This is a genomic window from Nonomuraea sp. NPDC005650 (assembly GCF_040605375.1).
Classification (GTDB): domain Bacteria; phylum Actinomycetota; class Actinomycetes; order Streptosporangiales; family Streptosporangiaceae; genus Nonomuraea.
The window spans coordinates 158628-179391 of record NZ_JBEXCR010000002.1 but is presented as its reverse complement, the minus strand read 5'-3'; the positions used below and the strand labels follow the sequence as shown (position 1 = coordinate 179391).

Sequence of the window (20764 nt, the reverse complement as noted above, 5' to 3'; positions counted from 1 at the left end):
TGCGGATGCCGCTGTCTTCAGCCCAGGACCGCGCCGATGGTCGTCATGATCGGGATCGACAGGCCCGTGGTCAGCAGCACCGCGCTGCGGGCCAGGCGACGGCCGGTGTCGTAGTTCACGGCGTACACGTAGATGTTCTGCGCCGTCGGCAGGGCGGCGAAGAGGGTGGCGGCGAGGAGGGCGCTGCCGTCGAGGCCGAGGGCCAGGCGCGCGGTCAGGTAGGCGACGGCCGGTTGGACGAAGGCCTTGAGCGTGACCGCGAGGAAGATGTCCTTGCCGACGCCGTTCGCCTCGGGGGCCGCGGGGGCGCGCTGGGAGCCGTACAGGCTGAGGCCGTAGGCGACGAGGGCGACGGGCACGGCCGCGCCGCCGAGCAGCTCGACCGGGCGCATGATCAGCAGGGGCAGGGAGATCCCGCTGACCGCCAGCACGAGCCCGAGGAGTGAGGCCACCGTGAGGGGGTTGCGGAGCGGGAGGAGCAGGGCCGCGCGCACCGAGCGGCCCCCCTTGTCGAGGATGAGGAAGGAGACCGGGGTGAGCACGATCAGCTGGAAGAGCAGGATCGGGGCGACCAGCGCGCCGTCGCCCAGCACGTAGATCGCGATGGGCACGCCGAGGTTGCCCGCGTTCACGTACGACGAGGCCAGCGCGCCGATCGTGGCCTCACGGCGGTCGCGGCGCCAGGCCAGCCGCGCCACCAGCACGTAGACGAGCTGGACGAACGCCACCGCCACCACCTCGGTCAGCAGCACCGGCGAGAAGAGGATGCGCAGGTCCGCCCGGGACACGGTGGCGAACATCAGCGCCGGGGTGGCCACGAAGAAGGCCAGGCGCGAGAGCACCAGCTCGTCGCTGGCGCGCAGCAGACCCCCCATCCCGATCAGGTAGCCGACCACGGCAACGGACACCAGGGCGACGAACGCCGCGACAACCCCCGACACTGAGCAACCTCCGAAATGGGACGTTCAGCAGCGTATCGGGATGGTTGACCGGCGAAGCGGCGGGTCTACGCTGAGCGCATGCGAGTAGCGGTGATTGGCGCCAGTGGTCATATCGGCACGTACCTCATCCCCAGACTGGTCGACGGCGGACACGACGTCGTGGCCGTGAGCCGGGGCAAGCGGGAGCCCTACAGCCCGCACGGAGCCTGGCAGCGGGTCACCCAGGTCACCGCCGACCGCGACGCGGAGGACGCCGACGGCACGTTCGGGCGGCGGATCGTGGAGCTGGAGGCCGATGTCGTCATCGACCTCATCTGCTTCACGGAGACCAGCGCCCGCGACCTGGCGGCGGCCCTGACCGGACGGGTCCGGCAGTTCCTGCACTGCGGGACGATCTGGACGCACGGGCCGAGCAGCCGGGTGCCGACGACCGAGGACATGCCCAAGCGCCCCCTCGGCGAGTACGGCAAGCAGAAGGCCGCCATCGAGGCCCACCTCCTCGACCGCGCGCACCGCGACGGCTTCCCCGTCACGATCATCCACCCCGGTCACATCACCGGCCCCGGCTGGGTGCCGGTCAACCCGGCGGGCAACGTCAACCCCGCGGTGTTCCAGGCGCTGGCCGACGGCGACGTGCTGGCGCTGCCGAACTTCGGCATGGAGACCGTCCAGCACGTGCACGCCGACGACGTGGCGCGGCTGTTCGTGGACGCCATGGCCAGCCCGTCGGCCGCCGTCGGCGAGAGCTTCCACTCCGTGGCCACCACCGCCCTGACGCTGCGCGGTTACGCCGAGGCGGTGGCGGGCTGGTTCGGGCAGGAGGCGCGGCTGACGTTCCTGCCGTGGGAGCAGTGGCGGGAGACGGTGTCGGAGCGGGACGCGCAGATCACGCTCGACCACATCTCCTACAGCCCTCACTGCAGCATGGAGAAGGCCGAGCGGCTCCTGGGGCACCGGCCCCGTTACGCGCCGCTCGAGGCCATCTCCGAGGCGGTCGACTGGCTGGTCCGGGCGGGCACCCTCACCCGGTGAGGGGGCGTCACCCGGTGAGGGGGCCGAACGCCTTCCTCGTGTCGATGACGTCGCCGAACAGCTCCCAGCGCTCGCCCTTGAAGGTCATCAGCTGCATCGACTCGATCGGGAAGCCGTCTCCCTGACCGGTCTCCAGCGTCACGCCCGGCAGCAGCATGTCGATCTTCACGTTCTGGAGGTTGCGTACGGAGTCACGCAGCCCCTCGCGGGTCGGGCACTTGGCCGCCTCCATGGCCTTGTGGAAGCTGTTCGCCACGGCCCAGCCGAAGGTGAAGAAGGGCACGTTCGGGTCGGTGCCGGGCGCGTACTGCTGCATCTTCTGCTTGTAGAGCACCATCTCCGGGTCGCTCTGCCACGTCGGGTCGTTGGGGTCCTTGTAGTACGAGGCCGACACGATGCCCTGCACGTTCTCGAAGCCGACCGGCTTGAGCACGGTGATCGAGGCGGAGACGTTGTTGATGATGTGCAGCGGGTTCCAGGACGTGTTCCTGGTGTCGGCGGCCAGCGCCTGCGAGCCGAACTTGGGCGTCGTGATGTCGAGGAGGACGTCGGCCTTCGACTCGGCGAGGTTGCGCATCTGGGGGTCGATGCTGGGGTCGGTCACCTCGTAGCTCTGCTCGGCCGCGATCGTGATCCCGCTGCCCTCGACGGCCCGCTTGAACCCGCCGTACAGGTCCTTGCCGAAGTCGTCGTTCTGGTAGAGGACGGCGACCTTGGCCTGGGGCTTCTCCTGCTTGAGGTACTGGGCGTAGACGCGGGCCTCGGAGACGTAGTTCGGCTGCCAGCCGATCGTCCACGGGTGCGCGGTGTCGGTGCCCCACTTGGAGGCGCCGGTGGCGACGAAGACCTGCGGCACCTTGCGCTGGTTCGTGTAGTCCCAGGTGGCGGTGGTCGAGGGCGTGCCGAGCGTCTGGAACAGCGCGAACACCTGCTCCTGCTCCACCAGCCTGCGCGCCTCCTCGACGGCCTTCGGCGGCTGGTAGCCGTCGTCGCGCACGACGAACTCGACCTTGCGCCCGCCGATGCCGCCCTTCTCGGCGTTGACGTAGTCGAAGTACGCCTTGATGCCCTTGGGGATGTCCCCGTAGGCGGAGGCGGGGCCGGACAGCGGGTAGATCCCGCCCAGCTTGATGGTCTTGTCGGTGATGCCGGTCGTCTGCTGTCCCTGGCACTGGCCCGACGCGGTCGTGCCCGAATCGCCGCTGTCCCGCCCCCCGCAGGCGGCGACCAGGAGAAGCAGCGCAGCAGCCCCGATCGCAGATACACGCATCCCTTTTACTCCTTCCGGGGAACCTTCTTGATCAAGCGTCCGGCCAGCCCGGCGAGCCCCGTCGGGGCCACGTACATCACCGCGATGATCAGCAGGCCGAAGATGACGCCGGGCGCGGCGTCGTTGACGTCCTGTGCGATGCTCGGCACGAACATCACGAACAGCCCGCCGAGCACCGGCCCGGACAACGAGCCGAGCCCGCCCACGACGAGGCCGGCCAGCAGGGTGATCGACAGGTTGACCGTGAACGAGTCCGGCGACACGAACCCGATCACCCACGTGTAGAGGCAGCCCGCCGCTCCGGCGAACATCGCGCTCCACGCGAACGCGAACGTCTTGTAGAACGACAGCCGCACGCCCATGACCTCGGCCGCCATCTCGTCGTCCCGCATGGCGTGCAGCGCCCGGCCCACCCGCGACCGCAGCAGGCTGCCCGCCACCAGGAACGAGGCGACGGCGACGGCCAGCGTGAGGAAGTACAGCCACTGGTCCTCGGCCAGTCCGCTCCAGGCGGGCGGCGCGGGCTTGGCCAGCGTCAGGCCCATGGACCCGCCCGTCACCGGCTCGAAGCGCTTGAGCAGCGGGACCAGGAAGATCGCCACGGCGAGCGTGACCAGCGCCAGGTACAGGCCGCGCAGGCGCATGGCCGGCAGTCCGAACGCCAGGCCCAGCACGAACGCCGCCCCCGCCGCGACGGGCAGGGTCAGCGGGTACGGGAGCGCCCAGCGGTCGAGGAGGATCGCGGTCGCGTACGCGCCGACGGCGAAGAACGCGCCGTGGCCGAGCGAGATCTGGCCGGCGTGGCCGACGAGGAGGTTGAGACCGAGCAGGGCGACGGCGTAGACCAGCACCATCGTGAGCTGGAAGACGTGGAAGGGGGCGAGCTGGAAGGGCGCGTAACAGGCGGCCGCCAGGAGCGCCGCACCTATGACCCACCGCCGGCGGACCGCGGGCGAGATCGTGGCGGGCGTCCCATTGGAAGTGGGGGTGGGTGTCGCTGCGGGCGCGTCGGTGGAGGTGGTGGCGGGCGCGTCGGGCGGGGCGCCGGGTGCCGGGTGGGCGGAGTTCGTCTCCGCGGGGCCGGTCATGATCGCTCCACCACCGCTCGCCCGAACAGGCCGCGGGGTCGCAGCAGCAGGACGCCGAGGATGATCACCAACGGCACCCCCACCTTCAGATCGGACCCGATGAACCCGACGTAGGCCCCGGCCAGCGTCTCCGCCACGCCGACGATCAGCCCGCCGACGACCGCGCCCACCGGGCTGTCGAACCCGCCGAGCGTCGCCGCCGCGAACGCGTAGATGAGGACGCCGCCCATCATGTTCGGCTCCAGGAACAGCAGCGGCGCCACCAGCACCCCCGACACCGCGCCCACGGTGGCGGCCAGTCCCCAGCCGAGCGCGAGCGTCCAGCCCACCCGGATCCCGACGAGCCGCGCCGACTCGGGGTTGGTGGCCACCGCCCGCATCCCCAGCCCGATCCTCGTGTGCTGGAAGAGCACGTACAGGAGCCCCATGACCAGCGCCACCACGCCGAGCACCCCGAGCGTGGAGAAGCTCACGGCGATCCCACCCGCCTCCAGCGCGCCGCCGGGGAACGGGTTCGGGAAGTCCTTGATCAGGAACGACCAGATCCACCCGGCGGCGGCGTTGACGAAGATGAACAGCCCCACGGTGACGATGACCAGCGTCAGCTCGGGAGCGCCCTCGACCGGCCGGATGATCACCCGTTCGATGAGCATCCCGCCCGCGAACGACACCGCCAGCGTGAGCGCCAGCGCCGCCCAGAACGGCACCCCGGCGGCCATGAACTGCCAGGCGATGTACGTGGAGAACATGGCCAGCTCGCCCTGGGCGAAGTTCACGATTCCGGTGAACCGGTAGATCAGCACCAGGGCCAGCGCCATGCTCGCGTAGATGGCGCCCGCGCCGAGCCCCTCGACGACCTGCTGCGCGAATCCGGCCACCGGCTACACCCGGTACCCGAGGTAGGACTGCGCGACCTGTTCATCCGCCCTGATCTGCTCGGCCGTGCCCGACAGGACGATCCGCCCGGTCTCCAGCACGTGCGCCTGCTGGGCGATGCCGAGGGCGAGATGGGCGTTCTGCTCGACGACGACCACGGTGGTCCGCTCCTCTGCGTTGACGGCCTGGACGATGCGGAACAGCTCCCGGGTGACCAGCGGGGCCAGGCCGAGCGACGGCTCGTCGAGCAGGAGCAGTCTGGGGCGCAGCATGAGGGCCCGGCCGATGGCCAGCATCTGCTGCTCGCCGCCGCTGAGGCTGCCCGCGGCCTGCTTGAGCCGGGTCTTCAGCACCGGGAAGTACGTGTGGACGCGTTCGAGGTCCTCGTTCACGGCGGCGCGGTCGCGCCGGACGAAGGCGCCGAGCCGGAGGTTCTCCTCGACGGTCAGCGGCATGAACGTGCCCCGCCCCTCGGGCACGTGGGCCACGCCCTGCCGGGCGAGCGCGTCGGGCGAGCGGCCCACCAGGTCCACGCCGTCCAGCGAGACCCGGCCGCGGGTCCTGATCATGCCGGACAGCGCCCGCAGCAGGGTCGTCTTGCCCGCGCCGTTCGGCCCGAGGATCGCGCAGATCTCGCCCTCGCGGACGGTCAGGCGCACGCCGTGCAGCACGCGGGCGTCTCCGTACCCTGCCACCAGGTCTTCTACCACGAGGCTCATACGGCGGTCCCCAGGTAGGCCTCGATGACGCCGGGGTCGCGCCGCACCTCGGCCGGCGGCCCTTCGGCGATCTTGCGGCCGAAGTCCAGGCACACGATCCGCTCGCAGATCCCCATCACGAACCCCATGTGGTGCTCGACCACGATCACGGTCAGGTCGTGCTCGGAGCGGATCGCGTCCAGTGTGCCCGCGAACTCCTCGACCTCGGCCGCGTTCAGCCCGTTCACCGGCTCGTCGAGCAGCAGCAGCCGGGGCCGGCCCAAGAGTGCGCGGGCCAGCTCGACCCGCTTGAGCGTCCCGAACGGCAGCCCGCTCGCCGGGTGATCGGCCACGCCGGTCAGGTCGAGGCGCTCGATCACGGCGTCGGCGTCCGCGCGCAGGGCGCGCTCCTCGCGGCGCACGCCGGGCAGCCGCAGCCCCGCCGTGAAGAAGCCGGCGCGGCCCCTGTGGTGCGCGCCGACCAGCACGTTGTCGCGTACCGACAGCCGGGTGAACAGGCCCAGGTTCTGGAAGGTGCGCGCGATGCCCAGCTCCGCGATCGCGTACGGCGCCACGGCCGTCAGGTCCTTCCCCTCGTACACGATCGTGCCCGAGCCGGCCTCGTACCGCCGGGTCAGGCAGTTGAACAGGGTGGTCTTGCCGGCGCCGTTCGGCCCGATGAGCCCCACCATCTCGCCGCGCGCCACCTCGAAGCCCACGCCGTCCAGCGCCGTGATGCCGCCGAAGCGAACGGTAAGATCGTGCACCTCCAGCATCCGGCCTCCTGGAGAACAATGTTCTGAATGTGGGCTCAGCGTAGGATCCGCCGGTCAAGGGCCGCATTGGGCACGGTGACCCAAGATGTTCGGGGCGAGTTGTCCGCTGAGCACAGGGTGGGTCTCGGACCGGTCACGACCCGTTGACCTCCCGGCGGCGGGCATGGATCATCCCGGGCATGTCCACTGGTTCGAGCACCGTGGAAGCCGTCCGCGCGGAACGTTCGCGCATCCTCGCCGAGCTGCTCGCCGACGTCGACGAGCTGGCCGACGCCGCGCTCGCGGCGATCACCCGGGAGATCGCCGTCTACGCGGCGCAGGGGCCGGACTTCCTCGCCGACGTGCGGGAACACGTGGTCAGGCACTACCGCGCCAAGCTGGGCGTGCTGCTGGAGGAGCGCACGGTCACACACGAGGACATCTCGTTCACCCGCCGGCCGGCCATGCGCCGGGCCAGGGCGGGCGTCGCGCTGGCCGACTACATCAACGCCTTCAGGGTCGGGCAGCGGATCTTCTGGGAGGCGGTGGTCGAGCGGTCGGGCCGCTCGTTCGCGGGCCGCGAGGCGGCCCTGTCGCTGGTGGCCGAGCTCATGCGGTACGCCGACTTCGCCAGCACGCACACGGCGAACGCGTACATGGAGTTCCAGCAGTACGCCGCCGCCGAGGCCGTGCGAGAGAGCCGGGACCTGCTGGAGACGCTGCTGGCGGGCTGCGTGCCGACGCGGGGCAGGGAGCTGGCCGCGGCCCAGGCCCACGGGCTGGGCTCCGACGCGCGCACGCCGCTGCTCGTGGTGATCGCGGTGCTCGCCGGGCCGCCCGCGGCGTTCGACGGGGGCGCCGACGCCCGGCACGCGGCCTGCGCCGCCATCGCCAGGACCGTCGGGAACGGCACCCGTACGCTGTCGGTCGTGCGCCAGTCGGAGATCGTGGCGGTCCCCGTGCTCGGCCCCGGCGCCGGGGCGGAGGAGCTGTGCGACCGGATGCAGTCAGTGCTGGAGACCCTGACCGCCGAGGGGATCAGGTTGGCCATGGGCATCAGCACGGTGTCTGCCGGGGTCGCGCAGATCCCGCAGGCGTACCAGGAGGCCAGGGCCGTGCTGGACTTCGTGCCCGAGGAGGGCGGGGTGGCCGCGCTGCCGCGCATCACGCCGTTCCAGTACCTGGCGCTGAAGGCCGACGACACCGCCCGCAACCTGGTGGACCCGCGCATCACGGCGCTGCTGGCGGAGGACCGGGCGCGCGGCGGCGTGCTGACGGCCACGATCAGGGCGTTCGCCGCGGCCGACCTCAACCTGCGGGCCGCCGCCGAGCGGCTGCAGATCCACCCGAACACCGCCCAGTACCGGCTGCGCAGGATCCAGGAGCGCACCGGGCGCAGCCTGCGCTCGATCGACGATCTCGTCGAGCTGCTGGTCGCCATCGCGCTGCAGGACTCGCAACCGACTCTCGGGCCGACCAATGCCGGGCGGGAAAGACTGGCCACCGCGACCGATGAGAGGCATGGGAGAGGCGACGTACGGTCTTGCCATGAACCTCGCTGACCGGCTCCACATCGCCGCCGAGCGACTCGGCGGCCGGGCGGCTCTCACGCTGGACGAGGCGGAGCTCACCTACGGCGGGCTGGACGAGCTGAGCGCCCGGCTCGCGGGGCTGCTGCGCTGCCGCGGGATCGGCGCCGGCGACCGGGTCGCGATCATGCTGCCGAACGTGCCCGAGTTCGGCGTCGTCTACTACGGGGTGCTGCGGATCGGGGCCGTCGTGGTCCCGCTCGACCCGCTGCTGAAGAAGCGGGAGATCGCCGCGTACCTGGGCGACTGCGGGGCCCGCCTGCTGATCGCCTGGCACGCGTTCGCGGAGGTCGCCGAGGCGGGCACGGCGGGCACGACGGCGGACTGCTTCTTCGTGGTGCCCGAGGAGTTCCGCCGGCTGCTGCGGCGCGTGGCGGCCGAGCGCGAGATCGCCGCCATGGAGGGCGACGACACGGCCGTCATCCACTACACGTCGGGCACGACCGGCCGCCCCAAAGGGGTCGAGCTGACCCACGCGAACCTGGGCGGCAACGCCGCCACCGTGGCCCGCATGCACGCGCTCGGCGTGGACGACGTGGTGCTGGGGGCGCTGCCGCTCTACCACACGTTCGGGCAGACGTGCTCGCTCAACGCGACCGTGCACGCGGGGGCGCGGCTGACGCTGCTGCGCCGGTTCGAGGCGGGGCGGGCGCTGGAGGTGATCAGGCGCGACGGGGTGACGGTCTTCCAGGGCGTGCCGGCCATGTACATCGCGCTGCTCGACCATCCCGGCGCCTCCGACCTGTCGATGCTGCGGGTCTGCACGTCCGGCGGGGCCGCGCTGCCGCTGGACGTGCTGCGGGCGTACGAGGCCAGGTTCGGGTGCGAGATCATCGAGGGGTACGGGCTGAGCGAGACGTCCCCTGTGGCCGCCACGAACCGGGGCGGCCGGCACCGCAGGCCCGGCTCCATCGGCTGGCCGATCAGGGACGTCGAGATGAGGATCGTCACCGAGGACGGCCGGGAGACGCCGCGCGGCGAGATCGGCGAGATCGTCGTGCGCGGCCCCAACGTGATGAAGGGCTACTGGAACGACCCCGCCGCCACCGCCGAGGCCGTCCGCGACGGCTGGTTCCACACCGGCGACCTGGGCCGGGTGGACGCGGACGGCTACTTCTACCTGGTGGACCGCCGCCGCGACGTGATCATCCGCGGCGGCTACACCGTCTACCCGCGCGAGGTCGAGGAGGTCCTGTACGAGCACCCGGCGGTGCGGCAGGCGGCCGTCTTCGGCGTGCCGCACCCAGGGCTCGGCGAGGAGGTCGAGGCCGTGGTGGCTTTACGCGCGCCGGTGAGCTGCGAGGAGTTGCGCGACTTCGTGAGGGAGCGGGTGGCGGCCTACAAATATCCGCGGCGCGTCTCGTTCGTGGACGAGCTGCCGATGAGCCCCACGGGCAAGATCCTCAAGCGGGCCCTCATCTCGCGCTGATCTCGTACGTACGGGTCACCGCCACGAGGTCGCCGTCCTCCCGGGTCGCCGCGACCACGCCCTTCGGCCTCGGGACGAATCCGGGCACCCGTTGGAGGCCGTCGGTCTCGGCGACGGCGGTCAGCCGGAACCGGTCCGCCCCCGGGACCCGCAGCGAGATCTCCGCTCCGGTGGCGGGCAGGCCGCGGAAGCGGATCTCGCCCGGCCACGTGCCGGCCCGGACGCCGGTGACGTCCACGCTCACCGGGGTCATGCCGTCGGCGGCGGCCGTCGCCGCGGTGATCGGGCGCTCGACCCGCAGCGTGATCGAGCGCGCCGCCCGGCCGGCGCTCACGCGGAGCCTGACCGTGTCCCCGTCACGGCCGAGCACGGTCACGCGGGGCGCGGCGGCACCGGTCGCCGCTGGCGCCCGTCCCGTCCAGAGCGAGGTGCCGCGGGCGTAGCCGGGAGGCAGCGGCGTGGTGTCGTGGCCGGACACGTACCTCCTGGTCCAGGCGGGCGGCTCCACGTCGGCACTGACCCAGCTCGCCGTTTTGGCGTCGGCGTCCATCACGTACGCGAGGTGCGTGCGCAAGGGGTTGGCCGGGTCGAAGGCGTCCCGGGCCAGTCCGATCGGGACCAGCAGCACCGCGAGCCCGGCGGCCACGAGCGGGACGAAGGACTGCCCGCGCTCCGGCAGGCACAGCTCCACGATCGGCAGCACCGTCAGCCCGAAGAGCGCCAGCACCAGCGCGGGCACCCCGCCGAGCGCCAGCCCCATCCCGTCGAACGCGGTCCTGGCCAGGGCGGGCAGCAGCGCCGCCGCCACGACCGCGCCCAGCGTCACCGCCGTCACCTGGAGGGCCGCCGCACGGCGGGCCGCGCCTCCGTCCACGACGGCGCCGCGCAGCAGGATCGCGGCCGTCCCGCCGAGCGCGCAGAACAGCGCGGGCAGCGTCAGCACGTACGACATGCCCGGCGCGACCTGGGCGCACAGCAGGCCGAGCCCGGCAGGCCAGACCAGCGCGCCGACGGCCAGCGCCGCAGGGCCGAGGCGGCGGCGCAGCGGCAGGTACCAGCAGAGCAGCGCCGGCGCGGCGAGGATCACGACGGCCGCCTGGAACGCCTGCGGGCGGTGCAGCAGCCCGCCCATCCCGTCGTACGCGGGCCGCCAGGCCACCATGACCTCCCACAGCCCCTGCGCCAGGGCCGCCGAGAGCAGCAGCGGCACGACCCCCGACGCGGCGGCCACGGCGAGCCGGGGCAGGCTGACCAGCCGCCTCCTGCGCGCCAGCGCCGCCAGCCCGGCGACCGCCGCCGCGGCGAGCCCGGCCAGGGGCCAGACGAGCGCGTTCGGGTACGTGACCATGGTCCCGAAGATCCGGAAATAGGTGACGTCATGGTCCGCGGGCAGCGCTCCGAGGTCGGTGCCGCCGAGCGCGCGGGCCAGCGCCAGCATGTTCGTGCCGTGGTGCTGCAGGCTGCCCCGGTCGAGGTGGGCGATGGAGTCGTCGGCGGTGTGGTAGCGGGACGAGCCCTCGATGTAGGCGAAGTTCATGCCGGTGAAGCCGCTTTCGGCCATCGGGGTGAAGTCGGTGTTGTTCGGGAGCAGCCGGTACAGCTCGCCCAGCGTGGAGTCGCCGCGCGGGTGCGGCACGGCCTCCGCGAACGTCTCGACCAGCCCGGCGTTGTCCCTGGACGTCTGGAACATCAGCGACGGGCCGCTCACGCCCCTGGCCTCCCAGTTGAGCAGCACCCCGCCCGCGCGGCCCAGCGGGTGCTCCCTGACGAACGCCTCGGCGCCCAGCACGCCGTCCTCCTCGCCGTCCGACATCAGCAGCACGAGGTCGTTGCGGAGCGGGGTGCCTTTGAGCGCCCGTACCGTCTCCAGCATGGCCGCGACCGCGGCGGCGTCGTCGGAGGCCCCCGGGCCCATGGCCGCGGAGTCGTAGTGCGCGGCGATCACCAGGGTCCCGGTCGGGTCGCCGCCTTTCGCCGTGGCCACGATGTTGTTCACCTGCCCGAACGAGGCCAGCCCGGCCGCGGAGTTCGCGCCGATGGCCCGCTGCACCCGCACGTCGAGCCCCGCCGCGCGCAGCTGCCCGGTCAGGTAGTCCCTGGCCCGCTCGCCGGCCCGGCTGCCGATCGGGCGCGGCTCGGTGGCGAACCTCTCAAGATGGCGCAGCGCCCGCTCCGCGCTGAACTCCCCGTCCGGCGCCGAGGCGGGCAGGGGCTGCATCGTGCTGTCCGCCATGGCGGTCAACATGATCACGCCCGCCAGGGCGAGCAGGGCGCACAGCCCCGCCAACCCCCGGCGGGGCACGTCGAACAACTTTCCCGTCATGGCCAGGAACGTTAGGGACGCGGGCCGGGGTGGCGGAATGATGCGCATGCCCGTACCGACCTGCGGTTTTCCTCAGGTCGGCTCAGAGCCGCCAGGGGACGGCGTCGTCCGGCCGGTAGCGGCAGGTGGAGCCGGTCGAGACGGCGGCGCGCAGGTGGGCGGCCAGCTCGGGGTGGGCCTGGTCGAGCTTGCGCAGCACGTCGCGGATCCTGGCGGTGACGGTCTTGCGGGCGCGTTCGGCCTCGTCGCCCAGCCGCCGCGTGCGCCCGCCGAGCCCCGCGGCGGCCCGCAACTCCTCCAGCAGCGCCGCCCGCTCCTCGTCGTACGCGGCCGCCCGCCGATCGTCCCCCAGCTCGGCGGCCCGGTCGATCTCGTCGTCCAGCAGGGCCAGGCGGCGCCGGTAGCGGCTCTTGGCCTCCTCGTCGAGCACGTCGTCACCGCCCATCCGGCGGGCCGCGACCACGGCCTCGCCGCCTTCAGGGGCGAGCAGGAGCACGGCGGGCACGTCGTCGCCGGGGTGGCTCAGCAGCGTGTGCAGATCGCGCAGGCCCTTGGCGTCGGGCATGTGGGCCACCCGGCCCGCGAACGCGAGAAACCACACCTCCCCGTCACGCCTGAACTCCGGGTCGCCCGCGGCGGCATCAGGCGGGCCCACCGGGTCGGGGAGCACGTGGCGCATGCCCAGCTCCGCGGCCTCCGCGCGCACCCCGGCCAGCAGCGCCTCCGCCGCGTCGGCGTCGCCGGGCCCGGCGCGGGCCAGCAGCGTCTCGGCCAGGCGGGCACGGGCGGTCACCGACCACGGCCGCGCCCGCATCCGGTCGGCCGAGCGGTAGGCGGACGTGAAGCCCTCGACGGCCGCCTCCCAGCGCTCCTCCGCGGCGTCGATCAGGGCCAGCCAGAGGTCGTAGGGCCCGCTGACGTCCCAGCCGAACAGCGACACCGACCACCGGCCCCGATGCGGCTCCAGCGCGGCCCGCGCGGTCGCGCACAGCTCCGGATCGCGCGTGGCCGCCGCGATCTCCGCCTGGAACCGCAGCCAGAGCGGCGCCACCATGCGGCTGCCCGGCGGCCCGTCGGCGTGGTGCCGGAGCGCGGTGTCGAGGTCGTCGGCCCGCAGGGCGGTCAGCGCCGCCAGAAGCGAGGGGCACGGGTGGCCGCCGCCGCTGAGCTCGCGCAGCACCTCGCCCGCCTCCTCGATCCTGCCCTGCAGCGACATCAGCGCCCACCGGTGATGGATGACCATGAACGCGAAATGATCGTCCACCGAGTCCAGCCGGAGCTCCGACAGCGCCGCCTCCGCCTCGCCGAAGCGGCCGGTGAGGGCGGCCACGATGCTCACGTCGACGGAGGTGGACAGGTCGAGCTGCGGCCGGCCGCTGCGCCGGCCCTTGGCGACGTAGTCGTGGAAGGCGTCGTGGTAGCGGGGGTCGCCCTGCTCGATCATGGCCACCCAGCGCAGCGCGGCGGCGAAGTGCGCCAGGCTCCAGTCGCCCGTGCGCCTGGACACCTCCAGCAGCTCGCCGGTCAGCGCCAGGCGCTCGTCGGCCGTGCCCGGCCCCCAGATGATGTCGTGGTGCGCCCACAGGCTGAAGGCCAGCGCGTCGTCGTCGCCGTCCTGCCTGGCCAGCGTGGCGAGGTGGAAGACCAGGTCGAGCGCCAGCCGCTCGTCGGGCGGCGACCCGCCGACCAGCCGGGCGTGGGCCTGCCGCAACTGGCCGAGGGCCCCTTCCAGGCCGTAGGCGCTGTGGAGGACCAGCGCGACGCGGGCGGGCAGCTCGGGGTCGTCGAGGTCGCGGGCGATGGCGGCGGCCTCGTCGAACACCTGGCGCGCCGCGTCCAGCCCGCCCTGGTGGCCCAGCTCCCTGCCCAGGTCGAGCGCGACCATGGCCCGCCTGCGCCGGTCGACGGCGGAGCTCAGCTCGTACGCCCGGCGCAGGTGGCCGAGGTGCTCCTCGCCCGCCAGCCGCCCGCTCGCGTCACGGGCGGCGTCCAGCAGCAGGTCGATCACCCGATCGGGGTCGAGGTGGTCGCGGGCGAGATGGGCGTGCCCGGCCAGGTCGCTCGGGAGCACCTTGTCCGCCAGGCCCGGCGAGCGGTCTAGGGCGCGGACGAGCGCGGCGTGCCGCTCGGCCGGGTCGTCCAGCGAGTCGTACAGGGTCTCGCGCACCAGGTCGTGCGCGAACGCGAACCTCCCGCCGCCCTTGGCCACCACCAGCTTGGCGACCACGGCCAGCTCCAGCAGCCGATCGACGTGCGCGACGGGCGCCGCCGCGGTCGCGGCCAGCACCTGCCGGTGGAACTCGCGCCCGAGCACGGCGGCGGTGGGCAGCAGCTCCGCCACCGGGCGCGGCAGCAGCGACAGGCGGCGCAGCAGCGCGTCGCGCACCCCGGGCGCGATGGCGTCGGCCGAGCCGCCGCTGCGCCACAGCCTGGCGGTCTGCTCGACGAAGAACGGGTTTCCGCCCGTGCGCCGGTGGACCTCCGCGACCAGCTCGGACGGCGGGTCGTGGCCGACCGTGCGGGCCATGAGCGCGCCGACGCCCACCTTGTCGAGCCCGGTCAGCGTGATCGTGGTGGCCCGGGCGACCAGCGGCGAGAGGAGGTCGCGCAGCGGGTGGTCGACCGGCTCGACCTCGGTGTCGCGATAGGTGGCGATCAGCAGCAGCCGCTCGAACCAGGTCTGCTGCGCCGCGAACTCCAGCAGCCGGAGCGAGGCCGGATCGGCCACGTGAAGGTCGTCGATGACGACCACGACCGGGCGCCGCTGCGACAACGACACCAGGGCCGAGGTGACGGCGTCATAGAGCCGGAACGCCTCGGGCGCCGGATCCTGCCCCTGCCCCGCGCCCTGCCCCGAGCCCTGCCCCTGCCCCGGGTTGTGCGCCTGGCCTTGGCTCTCACCGAGGAGGGCGGTCAGGCTCGCGCCCGCCGCCTTCTCCGCCGCGGCCCACTCCTCGGGCTCCGCGGCGCGCCGCAGGGCCCGGACGACCTGGACCCACGGCCAGTAACCGGGGGCGCTGCCGGAATCCCAGCACGCGCCGCCCACCACCAGCGCGCCCTGCCGCCTGGCCTCGCCCGCCGCGCTCGTGACGAGCGTGGTCTTGCCGATGCCCGCCTCGCCGGTGACCAGCACCAGGCCGCCGTGGCTGCCGATCACCCTGGCGATCTCGGCACGCAGCAGCGCGGCCGGGTGCTCCCTGCCGATCAGCTCGTGTGCCGCGACGTCGATAGGCATGACGCTCGCACGTTATCCGCCGCGGCCGACAATTTCTCCCTACCAGGCCACCTCCAGGGAGCTCATGCCGTACACGATGTGGGAGGAGCGGAAGTCCGCGGCGCCCGCCTCGCGCAGGCCGGGGAAGCGCTGGAGCAGCGCGGGGAAGGCGATCCGCAGCTCCATGCGCGCCAGCGGGGCGCCCAGGCAATGGTGGATGCCATGGCCGAAGGCGACGTGGCCGGGAGCGCCGCGCGAGAGGTCGAACGTGTGCGCGTCGGGCAGGAGGGCGGGGTCGCGGTTCGCGGCGGGCAGGGCGCACAGGACCAGCTCGCCGGGCTGGATGGTACGGCCGCTCAGCTCGACCTCCGTCGTCGCGACCTTGGTCGTGCCCGAGTTGACGATGCTCAGCCAGCGCAGCAGCTCCTCCACCGTGGCGTCGATGCGCTCGGGCTCCTTCCTGAGGAGTTCGAGCTGCTCGGGGTGGCGCAGGAGGGCCAGGGTGCCCAGGGCCAGCATGTTGGAGGTGGTCTCGTGGCCCGCGAACAGCAGCAGGCTGCCGATGCCGACGAGCTCGTCCGTGGTCAGGTCGTCGCCGTGCTCGCGTACCAGCATGCCGAGCAGTTCCTCGCCCGGGTCCTGCTGGATGCGGCGGACCAGGCCCTCCATGTACGCCCGCGACTCGAACTGCAGCCCCAGCCGCTCATCGCCGGGCACCGACAGGTCGAGCATCCGGTTGGTGCGGTGCTGGAAGCCTTCGCGCTCCTCGTACGGGACGCCGAGCAGCTCGCAGATGACCAGCGACGGGATCGGGAGCGAGAACGCCGGCACCAGGTCGACCGGCGAACCCGCGGCCTCCATGGCGTCCAGGTGGTCGTCCACGATCCGCCTGATCCGCGGCTCCAGCCGCTGCATCCTCCGGTTCGTGAACTCGGGGGTCAGCATCCTGCGCAGCCGCGTGTGCTCGGGCGGGTCCACGCCCAGGAGGTTGCCCGCCTGGATCTTGGCTAACTGCTCGGGGGTCATCTCGGGCGCTCCGGGCAGGCGCGCCACGGTCTGCTGGGCGAGCTTGAACCGCTCGGCGTCGCCCAGGACCTCGCGGACGTCCGCGTGTCTGGTGACGAGCCAGACGTCCAGGCCGAACGGGGTCGTGACACGCCTGATCCCCTCCTCGTCCCTGACCGTCGCCAGCTCCGGAGCCGGGTCGAACCCCACCCGCCGCATGTGCAGCGGCATCGTCGAGGACTCGGTCATGCAAACCCCTTGATGATCGTCGGTTGAGGCGTAAACCGTAACAACCCACCGGTGCGGTCTCCAGGGCCCCCGGTCACCCCCTCCACGAGAGGGCGGGCGCGCGGCGTGGGGGTTGCGATGGTCACTGGGGGAGGGTCAGCATGCCCTTGATCCTTACGAATGAAAAGGCGGTTCCCGTGGATGTGCCCGTGTTGGTGGCCGGAGGCGGGCCCGTGGGGCTGGCGGTGGCCGTGGAGCTGGCGTACCAGGGCGTGAGGTGCGTGGTGGTCGAGCCGCGCCAGGAGGTGTCGTGGTTGCGCCCGCGCGCCAAGACGACGTCGGCGCGGTCGATGGAGCTGCTGCGGAGGTGGGGCCTGGCGGAGAAGGTACGCGAGCGGGCCCCGCTGGCGGTCGGGTGGTCGGACCAGGCCGTGTTCGTCAGCAGCCTGCTCGGACGGGAGATCACCAGGATCGGCGGGTGCTTCGGGCTGGACCTGGCAGGCTCCGAGCTGGCCGCCGAGCCGGGCCAGCAGGTGCCGCAGCCGCTGGTGGAGGAGGTGCTGCGGGAGGCCGTCGGGGACGCGCTGCTCACCGGCCGGCAGGTGGCGGGGCTGCGGGAGGACGCCGACGGGGTGTCGGTGCGCGTCGTGTCCGCCGCCGGCGAGGAGAGTGAGGTACGCGCCCAGTACGTGGTCGGCTGCGACGGCCCGCGCAGCGTGACCAGGGCGGCCATCGGCGCCCGGTACGAGGGCCGCCAGGACGCCAGGCCCAACTTCAACATCGTCTTCCGCGCCCCCGGCCTGGCCGAGCGGATGCCGCACGGCCCCGCCGTCCACTACTGGGTGCTGAACCCGGACCAGCCCGGCATCGTCGGCCGCCTCGACCTGGAGGACACCTGGTGGTGCATCGCGCAGGGCGTCCCCGCCGAGGGGGCGGATCCGATGCGGCTGGTCCGCAACCTGGCGGGTGCCGACATCGAGGCGGAGATCCTGGCCACCGACCCGTGGAACGCGCGCATGCTGCTGTCCGACCGGTACGGGAGCGAGCGCGTGTTCCTGGCGGGCGACGCAGCGCACCAGAACCCGCCGTACGGCGGGCACGGGTTCAACACCGGGATCGGGGACGCGGTCAACATCGGCTGGAAGCTGGCCGCAGTGCTGCGCGGATGGGCGCCCGCCACGCTGCTGGCCACCTACGAGACCGAGCGCCGCCCGGTGGCGGCCGACACCATCGAGGCCGCCGCCGCGAACATGGCCACTCTCGCCCCCGAACTGGCCGACCCGGCGCTGACGGGGGAGGAGGCCGCGTTCGAGAAGGTGCGGCCCGCCGTGGCGGAGGCGGTGCGCAGGACCAAGGACAGCGAGTTCCACAGCCTGGACCTGGTGCTCGGCTACACCTACGCGGGCTCGCCCATCGTGGCGGAGGGTACCGGTGAACGCCTGCCGCATCGGTGGCTGGCTCCCGGATCGTCCCTGTACGACCGGCTCGGCCGGGGCTTCAGCGTGGTCGGGGACCAGAGCGCCCCAGGAGCCGCCGCGCTGGCCGGGCAGGCGCGCGAGCTGCGAGTGCCGCTGCGGGCGGTGGACCTGCCGGGCGTGCCCCTGACGCTGGTCCGCCCCGACCAGCATGTCGCCTGGCGGGGCGGGAACCCCGACGGCCGGGGTGAGAACCCCGACGGCGCTCTACGCCGGGCGCTCGGTCACCGTCTCGACGGGCCTTCCGTCAGCAGCCGCCCTTGAGGAGGGCTCTGCGTTCGACGACGCACTGGGGTCCGTTGGCGAAGTTCCCGCCGCTGATGGTGTTGTTGCTGTTCACGGCGCTGTTCGCATTGTTGAAGTTGCCGCTGTTCACCTGGCGGCCCTTGCCTCGGAAGTTGCCGCTGTTCCAGGGGTTGCCGCTGTCCTCGGGGAATCCGTGCCCGAGAGCGGGAAGGGCGGGTGGCAGCGCCAACAGCAGCGCGAGCTGTGCCGCGACCACTCCGGTTCTCCGCCTGAAGGTCTTCATCGCGGTCACCGGTGAACGGACTGGGAGCCGTTGGCGGTGTTGCCGCCGTTGGAGGTGTTGTTGCTGTTCACGGCGCCGTTCGCATTCTCGAAGTTGCCGCTGTTGATGGGATTTCCCTCGCTGTGGTAATTCCCGCTGTTGGTCGAGTTCCCGCTGTTCTCCGGGCCGTTCACGCATGTGGTCGGAGAATTGGGGGACGGCGAGTTGTAGGCGATCAGGCGATTTCCACAGAAAACGCCGGGAAGTGTCCTGAGTACCGTACCGAGATCCGCGCCGACCAGCTCGGTGAGCAGGGAGCCGTCGCCGGGCTCCGGTGCGGCCGACGCGGCGGTCGGGGACAGCAGGACACCGCATCCGACCGCGACGCTCGCAACAATGCGTACGAATGCCCTCAATGCGCTTCCCGTCATTTCTCGCGACATGATCCACTGAAACGTAGCACCGGATGACGCCCTGTCACGGAAAGCCCTCGAAAGGGTCGCGATAACTCGGCGCAAAAACTACTTCCGGTTGTACAGGCGCATCGTGAGCGCGCCGAACACGACGATGAACGCCAGCGACCACCCCAGCACCCACGCGAGCTGCCCGCCGTCGGGCGAGCCCGCCATCAGCGACCGCACGGACGCCACCAGATGCGAGACGGGATTTGCGTTCACGAAGACCTGCAGCCACCCCGGCATCGTCGAGGGATCCACATAGACGTTGCTCAGGAAGGTCAACGGGAACAGCACCAGCATGCTGACCCCCATCACCGACTTCTCGCTCCGCAGCAGCAGCCCGAACATCGTCCACACCCACGAGAACGCGAACGAGAACCCCAGCAGCACCAGGATCCCGGCCACCACGCCCCCGAGCCCGCCCTGCGGGCGGAACCCCAGCACCAGCCCGATCACGAGGATGATCGTGGAGGCCAGCGTGTACCGCAGCATGTCGCCGAGCAGGTAGCCGACCATGGTCGAGGGCCGCCAGATGGGCAGGGTGCGGAACCGGTCGAAGACGCCCTTCTCGATGTCCTTGTTGACCTCGACACCCGTGTACATGGTGATCATCACGACGCTCGTCACCATGATCCCCGGCAGCAGGAACTGCAGGTACTCGGTCGGCGACCCGGCCAGCGCGCCGCCGAACAGGTAGGTGAACATCAGCGTCATCATCAGCGGGAACGCCGTCACGTCGAACAACTGCTCGGGCACGTGCTTGATCTTCAGCATGGCCCGCCACCCGAACGTCACCGACGCCGACCAGGCGCTGGGCCGCGGCGGCCGGGCCGTGGGCGCGAGGACGGTGCCGAGCGTCTCGGCCGCGGGCGCGTACGCGGTCTCGGTGGTGGTGGTGCTCATGCTGCGGCCTCCTCGGCGGCGGGACGGTCGGTCAGGGCCAGGAAGACCTCGTCCAGGCTGGGCTGGCCGAGGGAGAAGTCGTCGACGACGATGCCGGCCTCGGCCAGCCGCCCGAGGGCGCGGGCGGCCTGCGCCGCCTCCCCGCCCTCGCCGGTGACGCGGGCCGTGAGCGCCACCGGGTCCGCCTCCAGGTAGACGGGCGCATCCAGCGTCTCGGCGAGCAGGCGCTCGGCGTCGGCGCGGGTGGCCGGGTCGCGCAGCCGTACGTGGACCGAGCCGGACCCGACGGACGCCTTCAGCTCGCCGGGAGTGCCCTCGGCGATGAGCCGGCCGTGGTCGATGACCGCGATGCGGCTCGCCAGCCGGTCGGCCTCCTCCAGGTACTGGGTGGTCAGCAGCACCGTCGTGCCGTGGGCGACGACGACGCGCACGATGTCCCAGACCTGGTTGCGGCTGCGCGGGTCCAGCCCGGTCGTGGGCTCGTCGAGGAAGAGCAGGTCAGGCGTGTTGAGGATGCTGGCCGCGATGTCGATGCGCCGCCGCATGCCGCCCGAGTACGTCTTGACCTGCCGCCCGGCGGCCTCGGTCAGCCCGAACGCCTCCAGCAGCTCCGCCGCCCGCTCTCTCGCGGCCGGCTTGCGGTGGCCGAGGAGGCGGCCGAGCAGGATCAGGTTCTCGGCGCCGGTCATCTCCTCGTCCACGGAGGCGTACTGGCCGGTCAGGCTGACCCGGGCGCGTACGGCGTCCGCCTCGCGCACCACGTCGTGCCCGAACACGGTCGCCTCGCCCCCGTCGGGCCGCAGCAGCGTGGCGAGCATGCGTACGGCGGTCGTCTTTCCCGCGCCGTTGGGGCCGAGCACCCCGTACACGGCGCCGGCCGGCACGTCGAGGTCGAGGCCGTCCACGGCGCGCGTGTCGCCGAAGACCTTGACCAGGCCGGAGGTTCGTATCGCCAGATCTGACATGGCGGTC

At 72.4% G+C, this 20764-nt stretch carries 17 protein-coding genes; 4 read left to right on the top strand and 13 right to left on the bottom strand.

What is annotated here, in order from left to right:
• Positions 1–17: 17 nt before the first annotated feature.
• Positions 18–941, bottom strand: coding sequence for an AEC family transporter (locus tag ABZS69_RS03635; RefSeq protein ID WP_355365847.1), 924 nt, complete (start codon positions 939–941; stop codon positions 18–20).
• 78 nt (positions 942–1019) lie between these two features.
• Between ABZS69_RS03635 and ABZS69_RS03630 the strand changes: the two genes are divergently transcribed.
• Positions 1020–1973, top strand: a complete 954-nt coding sequence (locus tag ABZS69_RS03630; RefSeq protein ID WP_355365844.1) for an NAD(P)-dependent oxidoreductase — start codon at positions 1020–1022, stop codon at positions 1971–1973.
• Between the two features lie 7 nt (positions 1974–1980).
• Here the strand turns inward: ABZS69_RS03630 and ABZS69_RS03625 are convergent, their stop codons facing one another.
• From ABZS69_RS03625 to ABZS69_RS03605, 5 genes are read right to left on the bottom strand one after another with little or no spacing between them, the layout of a single operon-like run.
• Positions 1981–3243, bottom strand: a complete 1263-nt coding sequence (locus ABZS69_RS03625; RefSeq protein WP_355365841.1) for an ABC transporter substrate-binding protein — start codon at positions 3241–3243, stop codon at positions 1981–1983.
• A 5-nt stretch (positions 3244–3248) separates the two neighbouring features.
• Complete coding sequence (locus ABZS69_RS03620) at positions 3249–4331, bottom strand: branched-chain amino acid ABC transporter permease (RefSeq protein ID WP_355365838.1); 1083 nt, start codon at positions 4329–4331, stop codon at positions 3249–3251.
• On the bottom strand, positions 4328–5209 hold the full coding sequence (locus tag ABZS69_RS03615) for a branched-chain amino acid ABC transporter permease (protein ID WP_355365835.1): 882 nt from the start codon (positions 5207–5209) through the stop codon (positions 4328–4330). Before ABZS69_RS03615 ends, ABZS69_RS03620 begins: the two co-directional genes overlap by 4 nt.
• Positions 5210–5212: 3 nt before the next feature.
• A complete protein-coding gene (locus ABZS69_RS03610) occupies positions 5213–5926 on the bottom strand; it encodes an ABC transporter ATP-binding protein (RefSeq protein WP_355365832.1) in 714 nt (237 codons plus the stop codon).
• Positions 5923–6681 (bottom strand): ABC transporter ATP-binding protein, encoded by a 759-nt coding sequence (locus ABZS69_RS03605; RefSeq protein ID WP_355365829.1) that lies wholly within the window; start codon positions 6679–6681, stop codon positions 5923–5925. Before ABZS69_RS03605 ends, ABZS69_RS03610 begins: the two co-directional genes overlap by 4 nt.
• A gap of 179 nt (positions 6682–6860) precedes the next feature.
• Here ABZS69_RS03605 and ABZS69_RS03600 point away from each other — a divergent pair, with 179 nt between their 5' ends.
• Together ABZS69_RS03600 and ABZS69_RS03595 are read left to right on the top strand one after the other, a co-directional pair.
• Positions 6861–8222: a helix-turn-helix domain-containing protein gene (locus ABZS69_RS03600; RefSeq protein WP_355365826.1), complete on the top strand. Its 1362-nt coding sequence runs from the start codon at positions 6861–6863 to the stop codon at positions 8220–8222.
• On the top strand, positions 8209–9678 hold the full coding sequence (locus ABZS69_RS03595; protein WP_355365823.1) for a long-chain fatty acid--CoA ligase: 1470 nt from the start codon (positions 8209–8211) through the stop codon (positions 9676–9678). The genes ABZS69_RS03600 and ABZS69_RS03595 overlap by 14 nt, the downstream gene beginning before the upstream one ends.
• On the opposite strand, the gene ABZS69_RS03590 is transcribed toward ABZS69_RS03595, so the two are convergent.
• The 3 genes from ABZS69_RS03590 to ABZS69_RS03580 form a co-directional block, all read right to left on the bottom strand.
• The gene (locus tag ABZS69_RS03590) at positions 9665–12001 is read right to left on the bottom strand and encodes a M28 family peptidase (RefSeq protein WP_355365820.1); all 2337 of its coding nucleotides are present in this window, start codon (positions 11999–12001) and stop codon (positions 9665–9667) included. The two genes, ABZS69_RS03595 and ABZS69_RS03590, sit on opposite strands and share 14 nt — an antisense overlap.
• An 82-nt stretch (positions 12002–12083) precedes the next feature.
• Complete coding sequence (locus ABZS69_RS03585) at positions 12084–15236, bottom strand: AAA family ATPase (RefSeq protein WP_355365817.1); 3153 nt, start codon at positions 15234–15236, stop codon at positions 12084–12086.
• Between the two features lie 39 nt (positions 15237–15275).
• Complete coding sequence (locus ABZS69_RS03580; RefSeq protein WP_355365814.1) at positions 15276–16469, bottom strand: cytochrome P450; 1194 nt, start codon at positions 16467–16469, stop codon at positions 15276–15278.
• Between the two features lie 176 nt (positions 16470–16645).
• Between ABZS69_RS03580 and ABZS69_RS03575 the strand changes: the two genes are divergently transcribed.
• Positions 16646–18187, top strand: a complete 1542-nt coding sequence (locus tag ABZS69_RS03575; protein ID WP_355365811.1) for an FAD-dependent monooxygenase — start codon at positions 16646–16648, stop codon at positions 18185–18187.
• Here the strand turns inward: ABZS69_RS03575 and ABZS69_RS03570 are convergent.
• The 4 genes from ABZS69_RS03570 to ABZS69_RS03555 form a co-directional block, all read right to left on the bottom strand.
• The gene (locus tag ABZS69_RS03570) at positions 18171–18452 is read right to left on the bottom strand and encodes a hypothetical protein (protein WP_355365808.1); all 282 of its coding nucleotides are present in this window, start codon (positions 18450–18452) and stop codon (positions 18171–18173) included. The two genes, ABZS69_RS03575 and ABZS69_RS03570, sit on opposite strands and share 17 nt — an antisense overlap.
• Before the next feature lie 5 nt (positions 18453–18457).
• Entirely contained in the window at positions 18458–18874 is a 417-nt protein-coding gene (locus tag ABZS69_RS03565) for a hypothetical protein (protein ID WP_355365805.1), read from the bottom strand.
• 78 nt (positions 18875–18952) lie between these two features.
• Positions 18953–19792 carry an ABC transporter permease gene (locus ABZS69_RS03560; RefSeq protein WP_355365802.1) on the bottom strand — a complete coding sequence of 280 codons (840 nt, stop codon included), beginning with the start codon at positions 19790–19792 and terminating at the stop codon, positions 18953–18955.
• A complete protein-coding gene (locus ABZS69_RS03555) occupies positions 19789–20757 on the bottom strand; it encodes an ATP-binding cassette domain-containing protein (RefSeq protein WP_355365799.1) in 969 nt (322 codons plus the stop codon). The genes ABZS69_RS03560 and ABZS69_RS03555 overlap by 4 nt, the downstream gene beginning before the upstream one ends.
• Positions 20758–20764: the final 7 nt, after the last annotated feature.